Here is a 14,159-nt window from a genome sequence, read left to right on the forward strand (position 1 = left end):
CCCCTTTAAGGAATTTTCTCTTGCGAGCCTAACAAAGCAGTGCTTCGTTTTACAGCTCTCAGGTGTCGCAAGCTCCACGCCAACCTACTTTGGAACCATAATAAAGTTATATTTCAAGCCACGCATTGAACAATTTATAAAGTCGCTGCTGGGCTAAAAGCGCCAGCCTACCCCAAAACCTCAATCATTAAAACTAGAGACTAGAGCTATTTATTCAGCCGTTTTTCGCAGCAACGCATAATAGAACCCATCACCACTCTCGCTATCTATCGGCAAGCACTGACGACCAATCGCCTGCTTAATACCCCAATTACAATCATCGGTAAATTCTATAGCGGTAGCGTCATCATGATGCTTTAAAAAGTCTTGCATCTGCTCCACATTTTCTTGCTTCAAGATTGAGCAAGTGATATACAGCAAATAACCACCCACTTTTAATTGTGGCCATAAATTATGCAAAATATCCGCCTGTAATAATGCCGTTTGCGCGACGTCTTCTTCATTACGCAAGATACTGATATCCGGATGTCGACGAATCACGCCAGTTGCCGTACAAGGTGAGTCGAGTAGAATAGCGTCAAATACAGCTAAATCCTCAGCGCTGTCAGCTTTAACTTGCTGGGTTTTTTGCCACCTAGTCGCATCAGCGCAAACTATATCGAGGCTGATATTCTTATTGCCTTCTTGTTGCTGCGACTGCTCCAAATTTAATCTTGCTAAATTTTCATGAATACGCGCAATCCGCGGCGCTTCATTATCGATAGCGGTTAGTTTAATATTAGTAATTTTATTAGCTGGGTCTAACTCTGAATCATTATCTAAATCATTTTGTTTCACATGAAACAATGACTGTTCTTTATCGCTACTTAGTAGCTCTAACCAGTGCGCAAGCTTACCACCCGGCGCTGCGCAGGCATCTAATAGGTGCAGCTCAGAAGTAGGTTCATCGTTAATATCGTCAGCTTTTATCTTATTACTTAGCGCCAATTGAATCAGCGGTGCCGCAAGTTGAGCGTGCATATCTTGCACACTGACAGTGCCCTCAGCAAATTCTGGTAAAAAACTTACCGCTGTACTTTGTGCCAAGCGTAGTACTGGTGTTGATATGGTGGATATCGTAGCGCTAGAAGCATCTGTTGAATTAGGTAATTGTAAACCACTTGATAACTTAACCGAATCAGCACTGATATCGGCATCTCCTAAACGCTTGTGATAATCCTCGGTTGAGCTGAAGGTAGTATTTACTCGCAAAAACATCGGCGCAGGCTGACGTAAACCTTGAGTTAATTCATCATACTGCTCGCTCCAATCTTGTTTAAGCTGACGTGCCAGCCAATTGGGCAGACTGTGGTTTTTGTCACATTTTTTGCGGAATTTATTGGGGTTTTTGGCGACTTTGCGCAGAATAGCATTGATAAGACCAGCCGCCCTTGCAAACTCAATCTCTTTTGCTGCCTCAACGGTTTCATGAATCGCCGCGTGATCCGCGACTTCTAAATACAATAGCTGTGCCAATCCTACTTGAATGGTGGTGCGCACTTCAATCTCATCAATAGGATTGTCTGCCAAGCTATCGAGCAAGCGTGCTAATGCATACCACTGGCGCAATGTGGTCAATAGTAGCGCATGAGCAAAACCTTTGTCGCCTTCGTGCAGACTGTTGAGTAGTGGGTCAAGCACACTTGATAGTGATTGACCTTGTTGAATAGCAAGCAAGGTGCGAATCACACGTATACGTACGCTACCGGTCATTTTAAGGTTGCTTGAAGGTTTGTTTTTATTGTTTTTGTGGTTATTAGACGTTGTAGCTTTATGTCTCATATTTATTAATTTCCAATTCGCTTTACAGCGTCTGTATGGATTGATTTGTTCTGATTAATGGTCAGATTCACTGGTAAATTCATCACCATCATTAAGCTGATTACCTTGACAAACTTGCTCAGCACTTACTGGTTTGCCGCCGGCAAATTGTAATTGGGTTATCCGTAAAGTACTGGCCTCAGTATTATTATCAGTGTCGCTATCATCGTTTTTACCGCAAGCAACTAATATCGCTTTGCGGCCAACACTAATGACAGTGCCAGCAGGTTTTACGGTTGATTGAGTATTATTGACGGGCATACTGGCTAAAACCTTTACCCGCTGACCATCAAGAAAAGTATAAGCCCCCGGCCATGGATTCAAGCCACGAATTTGGCGTTCAATCACTGCAGCAGGCTGTGTCCAATTAATCTCGCCCTCAGTTTTGACTAACTTTTCGGCGTAATTAGCTTGGCTTTCGTCTTGAGAAATAGCCTTTGCTTGATAGCTTGGTAAGTCTTGTAGTACGGTCGCGGTGGCTGCTGCGCCCAAATCAGCTAGCTTATCATGTAAGCTGGCAGCAGTATCATCATTCTCGATAGGGCATTTTACTTTATAAAGCATATCGCCAGTATCGAGTCCTTTATCCATCTGCATAATAGTAATGCCCGTCTCGTTATCGCCAGCTAATAGCGCCCGATGAATGGGCGCCGCACCGCGCCAACGTGGCAGGAGTGAAGCGTGAATATTTAGGCAACCATGCGTAGGTATGTTTAGTACCCCAATCGGCAAAATAAGTCCATAAGCAGCGACTATCATGACATCGGGATGATAAGTACGCAGCGTTTGCCGCGCTGCCATGCCCTCGGTACTCGACTTGCTAAAGGTCGCGGGCTGTTCCACAGGAATATCATAGTTAAGGGCTACTTGCTTGACGGCAGAAGCGGTTAGCTTTTGACCACGGCCAGACTTACGATCCGGCTGGCTATAAACGGCGACAATCTCTATATTTAGCGCGTCTTGTTGCTCAATTAAGGCTTTAAGCGCTGTTGCGGCAAATTCAGGCGTACCAGCAAATACTATGCGTAGTGGTTGGAGCTTATTAATCGATAGCCGCTCTTTATCAGCGCCAGCCTCTTTGTCAGATGCGTTGGTTAGATTATCGTTGTTAAAAGCCAAGTCATTCATAAGCATAGCCTCATATTACGTATTGCATGAATAGTCGTGACATTATAGGTGAGTTTACAGCGTTGTGCCATGGCTGGCATTTAGACTATTAACATGCTTTGAGCTGGCAAGTCGCTATGTTTAGTTGCTCGTAGTAACAGTAACTGTGTGAGATAAAGGCAAATTTGTTACCATAGCTGATGGTATTATCATGCAAGTATAGGATCACACTCTCATGCAACAGTTTCAGTCATTAAGCCGCTTGCTTATTTTCTATGTTTTGACGCTGCTGATCATGCTTTCTTTATACTACGTTATGATGTTTTTAGCATTAAAAAACCAAAATCAACAGCACAGTCAATTCGTTTTCAGGGCCTTGAACCATGAAGTAACTGAACATAATGCAACGACCGATAGCGACATAGAAAAGATACTCGCTAAACCCTTTTTTCAAGACATAAGTTATCAGCTGATTTTTATATTACCTTCTGGCCAGACCTACGTTCATCAACATACGCAGCCTGATGAACGTAAATTTACTAACGTTACTTTTCCTGCAACCAACTACTTGCCTAGTGCTAATAGCAACTCATATCAGATAGACAGTCATGGCTTGATCGGTCAAATCAAACTTGAAAATGGTCACCAAGTATACGTGGTATTGCGTCATCAGCCTGTTGATATCAACTGGTTATCGTACCAGCTTTGGTTGCCGCTTATGAGCGCTATCTTACTCTTTGGATTGGCACTACTTTATATGCTCAAACGGCGTAGCAACTGGGATCAATTGCTACGCTATACTGAGAGTCTAACTACGGCTGCTAAAGAAGCCTATACGTCCCCCACTTTTATTAGTGAGGAGACCACACCTGAGTTTTTGCGTCTAGGCCATGCGCTAAGCCGCGTCAGCTATCAGTTGCATAATTACCATCGTCGTATTAAGACACTTCGCCAACGCTTAGAGCATCTGGTAAATCAAGCGCCGCTACCTATGCTTATGGTTATGCGTCAAGGCCAGATCAGCTTTTTTAATCAGCGCTTTGAACAGGTTTTTACGACCACTTTTCAGCGCGACTTCAACTATAGTTTAACGGATTTTATTACAGGTAGTGACAAAGCAACCCAGCAGCTGCTGCAAAAGTTGGCAACCCTGCGAGTGACTCGCACTTTACTGGTATATGGATTAGTAGATAAACAAGCCTACCAGCTCCATATTACCCCGTGGTTCGGTACCCATGGACAAGTACATGGGTTTACGGTACTACTCAATAACATTCATAAACTTAACAAACAAATAGACCACTTGCAGCTTGAGAACCAACACTTGCATTCACAATTGAAAGAGTCGACCAAGCTCCGATTTATTGTAGGTCATGAGCTACGTACGCCACTAAACGCCATTATTGGTACGCTTGGATTGATTGATGCGCACAAACTATCTACGCAGCAGCAAGAGGTTCTTGCCACCCTAACCTACTCTAGCCAATCTATGCTAACCATGCTAAATGACATGCTTGATACTGCTAAGATTACCGCTGGCAAGTCTGATCTTATTACCGAGTCCACCGACATCTTTAAGCTTGGTCAGAATATAAGCGATCTTATGATCGGTAGCGCGCGCCGGCAAGGTATTGATCTCCTCTATTTCTTTGCTCCTGAATGTCCTCGCTATATTCATACCGAGAGCAGTCGTTTACGGCAGATTTTACTTAATTTACTAGACAATGCGATCAAATTTACCTCATCAGGTTACGTAGCATTAGTTATTGAACCGCTTAGCTACGAGCAAATGTATAAAATAGACGATATTAAAGTTGCTCGTACTTTAGCTACTACGACCTTCAAGAAAGACTCTACTCATCAGTGGATACGTTTTAGCGTTAAAGATACTGGAATCGGTATCGCAGCCACTGAACAACACAAGCTCTTCTCATATTTTAACCAAGCCAATATAAACATTAGTCAAAATTTTGGCGGTACGGGTTTAGGACTGGCAATATCCAATAGTTTTGCTCAATTATTAGGTGGTTTTATTCAACTAAATAGTGAGTTTAATAAAGGTAGCGATTTTGCGCTTTACCTGCCTTGTCAGTCGCCAATTTATCAACCGATATACCACTTTCATAGCCATTTGACACGTGTTCGGCTAATTTTTATTGTAGAAAACGAGTTATGTGCAAACTTTATAGCGCCTATTTGCGAGTATCTATCTATTCCAGTTACCATTTATACCCGTTTAGATGATAAAAGTATAAATCAGCTAAATAACCAATTAGCTTACGATAACGAAGAGCTGACTTCTGTATTGTTACTCGATTATGAGTATTACGAAACCCATATAGCAATAGCTCCTCATGCTTCAATGTCTACTCAGACATCAACAAAAGAAGGCACCAGCGTAGCACACAATAACGACAATTATGATGTAGTCAATCGTTTGTTGAATCATAGCACTTTGGCGAAAATTCTATTTAGTATGAAGCCGGAGCGTAATATTCCCTCTACTTTATTAGATCAATTCGATAGCTTTTTAAATAAACCTTTAGACGTCACTTTATTGCTATCTGAGTTGATACGTCTCACTCAGTCTGAAACAAACACTCAAAAGCGTAATGACACTGTCAAAAATATCGTGAATGACGTGGATCACATTAATAAAAAACCATTGAGCAAAAAACAGATAGAGCAAAGTATAGAAAAAGTATCCGTAAGCGGATCAGGACAACCGTTAATTTTAGTCGTCGATGACAATATAACCAATCAGAAAATCACCTGTAAGCTGTTAGATAAACTTGGTTATAACAGCATCGTAGCCGTCGATGGTAAACAAGCGCTTGAGAAGCTAGAGACTCAGCGCCAAGATATTACCCTTATTTTGATGGATTGCCGGATGCCAGTTATGGATGGTATACAGGCGACTAAGGCTATTCGCGCGCAGGGAGATAATATTGCTATCATTGCCTTAACAGCGAATAGCACTAAGGAGGATCAAGAAGCCTGTTATAGAGCAGGGATGAATGGATTCTTAGAAAAACCTATAAATCTAGATAAACTACTAACAATGTTAAAAGGTTTTATTGGCGCTGATCTATAGTATTTTATGGTTAGTTGTTAGATAACAATATTTACTTCATAAAACCGTTTTCTGCCAAAAAACTCTCTGTAATCATACTTTGTGAAGATAGGTTGTTCATAGTGTCTACGGCGCCCGCTGATGTTTTAGTCAATAGACGCTCCAAATAGCGGGCAACGATATCCACCTCAACGTTGACCTTGTTGCCTACGAGCCAGTGTTTGGCAATATTAGTTACTTTGGCCGTATGGGGAATGATATTTAGGCTAACGATATTGTCGCGTACCAAATTGGTGGTGAGGCTAATACCATCAAGAGTAATCGACCCTTTTGTGGCAGTATAATGGGCTAGCTCCTTTGGGATCTCAATCTCAATATAGATCGAGCGCGCGTCTTGTTGTAGCTTACTCACTACACCTACGCCATCAACATGGCCAGCTACAATGTGCCCGCCAAAACGAGTAGTTGGTAGCATTGCCTTTTCTAGATTTACGATATCACCTGTTTTTAGATCCTCCAAGGCAGTACGAGCTATAGTTTCACGTGAAACATCAACCGCGTAATAATTAGTACCAAAATCTACGACGGTCAGACAAATACCATTAGAAGCGATAGAGTCGCCTAATTTTACGTCGTCAAAATCTAAGTCATTAGACTCGATAATAAGACGGATATCTCCGCCAACGGGCTGCACAGCTTTAACATGACCTACACTTTCGATAATTCCAGTAAACATATGAACCTCTTTAGTTATTTAGTAGGTAAAACATTTTGGTAGATGAAACATATAATGTGGTTACTAATCTTTAAGTACTATAAAGGGGATAAACTGTGGATAAGTAACGTTTTTTAATTTAAATTAGTCGAAATAATAACTTCCTACCTAAGTTATCCACAATACATTCGCTTTTCTACTTATAGACTAAAAAACTGCATCATATCAACTTAAGTTACTGATTCTAATAGCTTTACTTTAAAATATACTAGTGTTGCGATAGATAGTTAGTTCCACATGAAACAAAGTTATGCACAGTTTCACATGAAACCTAACCAATATTTGTATAGTTATCCACAATCAGTAGCGTTTATTAGCGCTTGTGGATAAGTTGTTGATACTATTAGTTGTCTTATCATTAGCTGTCTTATAGTGGGGTCAAAACAATCTTTAAGTCTGTTTCAATTCTCTCATAACTTTGATAATTAAAGCGTAGCTGCTGTGCTAAAGATAAGGGCTGAAAGTCAATCATAGCTCGAGCTTGCGATCCTAAAAAACAAGGCGCTTGATAAATGATTAACTCATCTACTAGCTCTTGGCTAAGAAAGCTACCTGCTACACTAGCCCCAGCTTCAACTAAAACATCATAGCATTGATGCTCACTTACCAAACTTTTTAGCAGCTCAGTTAAGTCATCTTTATGCCAATACAGCGTGTCCTTGCGGCGACATAAGTTATAATCTGATTGCACATCATGAGCTAAGCGTCTGCGCCTATCAAGTATAACGACCAGAGGCGTAGGAATTTGATCTGACGCTACTGCTAGCTGGGTTGAACGCACATTCAACTGCGGATCATCGGCTATAACCGTCTCACTACCGGTGATAATAGCGCCGCTCTGTGCGCGCAGTTTTTGTACGTCCTCACGAGCAGCTACACCAGTAATCCACTTCGATTCTCCATCTGCCATCGCGGTACGACCATCAAGACTGGTGGCAATCTTGAGACGTACATAAGGCATTTGCGTACGCATCGCTTTTAAAAAGCCACGATTTATTGATTCTGCTTGCTCAGTTAATACGCCAATCTTAACTTCAATACCAGCTGCTTCTAGCATAGCTACGCCGCGTCCAGCTACTTGCGGATTAGGATCAAGACCTGCAATCACTACGCGTTTAATACCAGCCCCAATAAGCGCAAGGGCACAAGGCGGTGTACGTCCAGTGTGGCTACAAGGCTCCAAAGTAACATAAGCGCTTGCTCCTTTCGCTTGTATACCCGCCTCTTTTAGGGCAAATACCTCAGCATGAGGCTGTCCTACTTTTGGATGAAAACCCTGTCCCACTATTTTTCCTGCCTGTACGATAATGCAGCCTACGGCGGGGTTAGGCCTAGTAGTATATTGCCCACGTTTAGCTTGCTCAATGGCTAGCATCATAAAATAGTTATCTTGCGCGCTTTGAGCATAACTGACATTGGACATATTTTTATCAACCATACTTTGTATTAACCGTATTTGTTTTGGATGCACCTAAATCTGATATAAAAGATTTAGTACTAATTAAACGTCACTCTTTTTATCATTGGGACGAATATTAGCAATCTCTTGGTGAAACGCATCAATATCTTGAAAGTCGCGATAGACGCTAGCAAAACGGACATAAGCTACATCATCAAGCGTTTTAAGCTCACTCATGATAATCTCGCCCAAAACCTTACTACTGATCTCACGCTCCCCCATATGCCGTACCCGTTTTTCGATGCGGCTGATCATAGCCTCTTGCTCATCGGTCGTGATAGGACGTTTTTGTAGTGGTAATAACACCGAGCGGCGCAATTTTTCATTGTCATACGGTTCAATCTTACCGCTTGATTTGATGATGCGCGGCATGACCACCTCAACCATCTCAAAGGTGGTAAAGCGCTCCTGACAGGTACTACAAAGCCGCCGCCGCCGCACTTGCGCCCCTTCTGCGGCAAGACGTGAATCAATAACTTTGGTCTCTGACGCATTACAATAAGGGCAGTGCATAGTTTATTCCTAATTAATTTTTATCAATATATGAGGCCGGATTAAGCTATTTACCAATACAAAAGCTACCAAATATCTTACCTAATAAGTCATCAGCACTAAATTCACCAGTGATCTCACCTAAGCTATGCTGAGCTTGCCTTAAGCTTTCAGCCACCAGCTCTCCTGCTTGAAATACTACCAGTTGTTCATGCGCCTCGGCCAAATAATCAGCCGTACGTCTTAGCGCATCAATATGACGCGTGCGTGCAATTAAGCTATTTTCTGGAGGATGAAAACCTACCTTGTCACATAGCGTTTGTATTAAGGTATCAATGCCAGCACCTGTTTCACATGAAACATTAACTTGTTCATAGCTTTGATTATTATCTTTAATTAAAGAGACCAAAGATATTTGCTCACTACTCACACTAGTCGCTTGAGCTGCCAATAGATCACTTTTATTGGCTATGATCAACAGACGCTGAGCTTCTGGCAGTCTGCCAAAAAGCTGTTCAGCCAGTTGTAAAGGGGTTCCATTGCCCTCGATGTCACGAGTAACATCATAGACTAGCAGTAGCATATCGGCCTGATTAATAGCAGTTCGCGCCCGCTCTATTCCCATGCGCTCAACTGTATCTTCAGTTTCACGCAGACCTGCGGTGTCAGTTAGGTGCAAAGTTAAGCCATTTAACACAACAGTTTCTTGCAAAGTATCACGAGTAGTACCCGCAACCTCGGTGACAATAGCGCGCTCTTGACCCGCCAAACGATTAAGCAAGCTTGATTTACCAGCGTTAGGTCTGCCCGCCAGCACCACATGAATACCATCGCGTAAGAGCTGGCCTTGTTTCGCTGTAGCTAATACCTGCTTAACTTGTGCCTGCGCTTGTTCAAGCTTGTTTTGTATAATGCCATCTGATAAAAAATCAACATCTTCTTCGTCAGGAAAGTCAATTGCCGCTTCAACGTGTAGACGCAAATGAATAAGCTGCTCAAGCAGGGTATTGATCTTCTTTGAAAATTCGCCACTCAAGGAGCGAATGGCACTGCTAGCTGCTGCGTTGCTGGTTGCATCGATAGCGTCAGCGATAGCCTCTGCTTGTACTAGATCCAATTTATCATTATCAAAAGCGCGGTAGGAGAACTCACCTGCTACGGCTTGCTTTGCACCCAGCTCAAACACTCGCATAAGCAGCTGATTTTGTAATATCATGCCGCCGTGACCTTGCAGCTCAATCACGTCCTCTCCAGTAAAGGAATGCGGAGCTTTAAAATAGAGCACCAAACCTTCATCGATAACGCTACCGTCGTCTTGGTAAAAACGACTAAAGCTTGCCATACGCGGAGTAAAAGCAGATTTTCCAGTAAGCTGACAAGCGATAGCGTAGGATTTTGGTCCCGATAAGCGTATCACCCCTACTCCGCCACGTCCAAGCGGGGTAGCAATAGCAGCAATAGTAGAGCTACTATTCAATGCAGATGAAGGCGACAGATCCAAAGAAGCATCTGGTGTTAAGGTAGTATCAGAATCCACAGTTACTCTCATGAGCTAAAACTCCATTATAAACAGCTAATCAAGGCCTGACAAAACAAACTTTAAATAGCGATCTTTTGTGGTTTTCAATCTTTCTTATCTTTATCAGGGACTTAAGCGCCCTTAACTTCAATATATTTTATTAACGCAAAGCCTCTACAAAAAAAACCACCGCTATAGCGATGGTTCTTTTAAACATCAAACCTAAACTTAGTAGATACTTAACTAAGCACCTTAACCGTACGTTTCTTTTGCTCTTCTTCTACTTTTTTATTAACGATATATTGATGCGTCATACTAAATAAGTTATTCACTGTCCAGTAAAGTACCAAACCTGCTGGGAAGAACAACATAAAAGCGGTAAAGATGATTGGTAAAAACTTCATGACTTTTGCTTGCATGGGATCAGCTGGCTGCGGGTTTAGCTGCTGCTGAATAAACATTGATGCGCCCATGAGCAGTGGCAAGATAAACCAAGGGTCCATCGCCGATAAATCTTGAATCCACAAGATCCAGGGGGCATGACGCAGCTCAACACTCTCAACTAATACCCAATATAACGCTAAGAAGATTGGCATTTGCATGAGTATCGGCAAACAACCAGCCATTGGATTGACCTTTTCTTCTTTGTAAATACTCATCATCTCTTGCGACATCTTCATCCGATCGTCGCCATGCTCTTCTTTGAGCGCCGCCAGTCTTGGAGCGATAGCCCGCATTTTTGCCATCGAATAGTAGCTCTTGTTTGAGAACCACATCAGGGCAAATTTAACCAAAATTGTTAAAACAATAATCGACCAGCCCCAATTACCGATAATATTGTGAATACCATCAAGGATCGCAAACAACACCTTTGAGATTGGCCATAGCAAACCATAATCTACGGTCTGATTAAGACCTACTGCCACATCTTTGAGCTCAGATTGTACTTTAGGACCGCTATATAAAGTTGCGCTTAAAGTAACCTGCTTATTGGTAGCGACATTTATAGGTTGGCTGTTGAAACCTATGAAATAATCATTTCCAGTCTCGCGGCTAAAGAAGTTTGCCGTGAAATTATCAGGTGTCCATGCCGATACAAAGTAGTGCTGTACGATGCCTACCCAGCCCTCGTCGCTAGTAACCGTCAATTCACCATCACTAAAATTCTTAAATTTTAGCTTATTATAAGGATCATCAGGCGTTCCCCAAGCGCCGCCAAGATAAGTGGCCATACTTAGCGCACCTTTATCTGACATGCCAGGATCTTTGCTGTCATCACGCTTTAACTGTGCAAACATCTGACCCTGCCATGGCTGGGCAGAAGTGTTTTGGATCTGATAGCTAACATCAATTGGATATTCGCCACTAGTAAAGGTAAAAGATTTGGTGATTTTCACGCCATCTTTTTGATAGGTGAGGGGTACGGTTAAGGTTTGCTGGCCCTCTTCCATAACATAGTTGTTGGCAGCGGTGCTATATATAGCACGGCCCTCTGCAGTATCAATACCGTCTCTACCAATTAGACCTGACTGGGCCACATAAATACGATTACTATTGTTTTCTAATAGTACAAAGGCTTCATCACTATCAAGCGTTGCATCGTATTCTTTCAGCGCAGAGTAGACAATGTCCCCGCCTTCTGGATTGATTTTGACATCATAGCGATCAGTCGAAACTGTAATAAGCCCTATGTCTTTAGATGGCGAGGTAGTAGCTACATCAGCTTCAGTAGGTATTGTTTGTACCGGAATATCACCAGCTGCCCCTGAGGTAGAAGGTATATCAGCACCTACGGAGACGGAAGTCTCTGGTACTGAATCAACCACTGGTGTATCGGCATAATCATCTCGCCATGCCAAAATTAGCAGATAAGCGGTGATTAGCATCGCAATGATGATCATCACCCGAAATATCTTTTGCATAAACCTATCCTAGATTAAAATTAGGGAATGAAAAATTAAGGCATGTGTCATGACCACCAATCGCTGCTATCTCTAATAGTGGATAACAGTATTAGTAGTCATTTACATAAAATGTTCATCATTTTACTAAAAAACAGCTCTAAATGATACCAACAGTGTTGATAAGCTGTGGATAACTTATACATGTTGTAAGATCACAGCTTGAACTTAAGGTCTAATAAATTTAACTTGCGCTCATTAATATATTTAAACAAGCCACATAGCTCTGATTATCACGATAGATACCGATTCCTTGAGACCTACCGAGCTTTGTGCTATCAGATAATAAATACTGATAATGATAAGAGGCTAGAGGTAATGGAACGAAGTCAATACCATGACCCCCCAAAGGATGGCAGCGAGCAATACGTTTCAACAATAGCCAGCTTCCCGACCAAACTCCATGCCATGCTAAAGCTTGAATGCCATAATTTGAACATGTTGGATAATACCGACAACGAGCAGGAATAATAGGGCTAACTATTTTTTGATAAAATAAAATAGTGTTTTTGAAAAATATATAAAATGTATTATTTATATTTTTTATTAAACTACTCATTTTTATTTTTTTCTATTTTTTTAAATATATTATTTATCTGTAATTTTAATTCTTTTTTATCTATATCTTTAATAGGTTTTTTAACAATAAAAACAATATCTTTATTTTGTAGATTATAAGATTGTACGCGAAAGTTTTCTCTTATTTGCCGTTTTATTAAATTACGAGCTACTGCGGTAGGTACTTTACGTTTAGTTATTGCCATACCTATACGTGGTTGTTCAGAGTCATTACTGCGTACAAAGGCCATCAAATGACTTTGATGTAGTTTACGTTCTGGAGCATCAAATACGTTACGAAATGCCTTAGGAGTGAGCAGACGCTGCTCTTTAGTAAAACGGTTAGTAGGGGTAGTGAGAATAGTATTAGGCATAGTGAAGCCTCAAATAGGAGCTTGAAGAGCGCATGAAACGAGCTAGTTAAGATAAAGAAGTGTTTGGTAATAAATACAATAAGTATGGAAACAAAAAAAGCGCCAGTAGAGGCGCTTTTAATATATGACAACATGATGATGGAAGACAATTACTATTATAATTTATGAATAATTGGGATCTATAAAAAAAAATAATCAACATGCTTGGTCATAGCTGTCTTTATGTATTTTATACAGTAAGACGGTGACGGCCTTTAGCGCGGCGGCGTGCTAAGACCTGACGGCCTTTTTTTGTGGCCATACGTGCACGGAAACCGTGAGTACGTTTACGCTTGATCACGCTTGGTTGGAATGTACGTTTCATAACTCACCTATCAAATAATGGACTAAATTCGTAATAGCGCAGGATTATATCACTCCATCATACGTTGGTCAATAAATCAATCAATTATGTTGCTACGGTTTTTGTAGTTATTTGCTCGACGATAGGTTTATTGAGAACCAAGTTTGTAAGAGTACAAGAAAGGTTTACTGTAATGACATTCTTTTTGCCAGAATTAATAGCTGTTTTAAAAAGTTATCCACAGAAATTGTCGTACTCCATAATAATAAATAATTAATATAATAGTAGTATTGTTGTTATTGGGGAGCTAAATATCTGTGGTTAAGTCTAAATTATACTTTATTATCAATATACTACGCTATGGGTAACCCTGTGGATAACCTGTGGGTGAAATATGGATAACTCAACATATCAACTTATCCACAAAACTGTCCACAGCTTTATCCCCAAAAAACAGGATGTTATCCACAGGGTATTTATGTTAAATTAGCCTCAGTTTAAAGATGGGTTCAAATCATCTTATAGCGAAAGATTCTCGCTAAACACTCTAGACCATGTTAAGTAGTTGGTAATACTAGATAGTTGTTTATAGCGTTGAGTGATTTTTACTGTTTAATACAATGAGGCTTGCGTTTTTC

11 protein-coding genes are annotated in these 14,159 nt (G+C 41.2%); 1 reads left to right on the forward strand and 10 read right to left on the reverse strand.

From position 1 onward, the window contains the following. Positions 1–210 precede the first annotated feature (210 nt). Complete coding sequence (locus tag ACR63N_RS14940) at positions 211–1,821, reverse strand: transcription antitermination factor NusB (protein WP_472782272.1); 1,611 nt, start codon at positions 1,819–1,821, stop codon at positions 211–213. 54 nt (positions 1,822–1,875) lie between these two features. Continuing rightward, positions 1,876–2,907 (reverse strand): methionyl-tRNA formyltransferase, encoded by a 1,032-nt coding sequence (gene fmt, locus ACR63N_RS14945; protein WP_472782761.1) that lies wholly within the window; start codon positions 2,905–2,907, stop codon positions 1,876–1,878. Positions 2,908–3,202: 295 nt separating this feature from the next. Between fmt and ACR63N_RS14950 the strand changes: the two genes are divergently transcribed. Continuing rightward, complete coding sequence (locus ACR63N_RS14950) at positions 3,203–6,061, forward strand: response regulator (protein ID WP_472782273.1); 2,859 nt, start codon at positions 3,203–3,205, stop codon at positions 6,059–6,061. 31 nt (positions 6,062–6,092) lie between these two features. On the opposite strand, the gene ACR63N_RS14955 is transcribed toward ACR63N_RS14950, so the two are convergent. From ACR63N_RS14955 to rpmH, 8 genes are all read right to left on the reverse strand, one after another. Further along, positions 6,093–6,776 (reverse strand): riboflavin synthase, encoded by a 684-nt coding sequence (locus tag ACR63N_RS14955; protein WP_367104791.1) that lies wholly within the window; start codon positions 6,774–6,776, stop codon positions 6,093–6,095. A 406-nt stretch (positions 6,777–7,182) separates the two neighbouring features. Beyond that, positions 7,183–8,253, reverse strand: a complete 1,071-nt coding sequence (gene ribD, locus ACR63N_RS14960) for a bifunctional diaminohydroxyphosphoribosylaminopyrimidine deaminase/5-amino-6-(5-phosphoribosylamino)uracil reductase RibD (protein WP_367104792.1) — start codon at positions 8,251–8,253, stop codon at positions 7,183–7,185. 63 nt (positions 8,254–8,316) lie between these two features. Continuing rightward, positions 8,317–8,787, reverse strand: a complete 471-nt coding sequence (gene nrdR, locus ACR63N_RS14965) for a transcriptional regulator NrdR (RefSeq protein ID WP_367104793.1) — start codon at positions 8,785–8,787, stop codon at positions 8,317–8,319. A 46-nt stretch (positions 8,788–8,833) separates the two neighbouring features. Continuing rightward, positions 8,834–10,315, reverse strand: a complete 1,482-nt coding sequence (mnmE, locus tag ACR63N_RS14970; protein WP_367104794.1) for a tRNA uridine-5-carboxymethylaminomethyl(34) synthesis GTPase MnmE — start codon at positions 10,313–10,315, stop codon at positions 8,834–8,836. Positions 10,316–10,524: 209 nt separating this feature from the next. Next, entirely contained in the window at positions 10,525–12,207 is a 1,683-nt protein-coding gene (gene yidC, locus ACR63N_RS14975; protein ID WP_367104795.1) for a membrane protein insertase YidC, read from the reverse strand. Between the two features lie 223 nt (positions 12,208–12,430). Continuing rightward, complete coding sequence (gene yidD, locus ACR63N_RS14980; protein WP_367111126.1) at positions 12,431–12,805, reverse strand: membrane protein insertion efficiency factor YidD; 375 nt, start codon at positions 12,803–12,805, stop codon at positions 12,431–12,433. Then, positions 12,798–13,178, reverse strand: coding sequence for a ribonuclease P protein component (rnpA, locus tag ACR63N_RS14985; RefSeq protein WP_367111127.1), 381 nt, complete (start codon positions 13,176–13,178; stop codon positions 12,798–12,800). Before rnpA ends, yidD begins: the two co-directional genes overlap by 8 nt. 229 nt (positions 13,179–13,407) lie before the next feature. Further along, entirely contained in the window at positions 13,408–13,542 is a 135-nt protein-coding gene (gene rpmH, locus ACR63N_RS14990; RefSeq protein WP_007394757.1) for a 50S ribosomal protein L34, read from the reverse strand. Positions 13,543–14,159: the final 617 nt, after the last annotated feature.

Source organism: Psychrobacter sp. M4, from assembly GCF_055699795.1.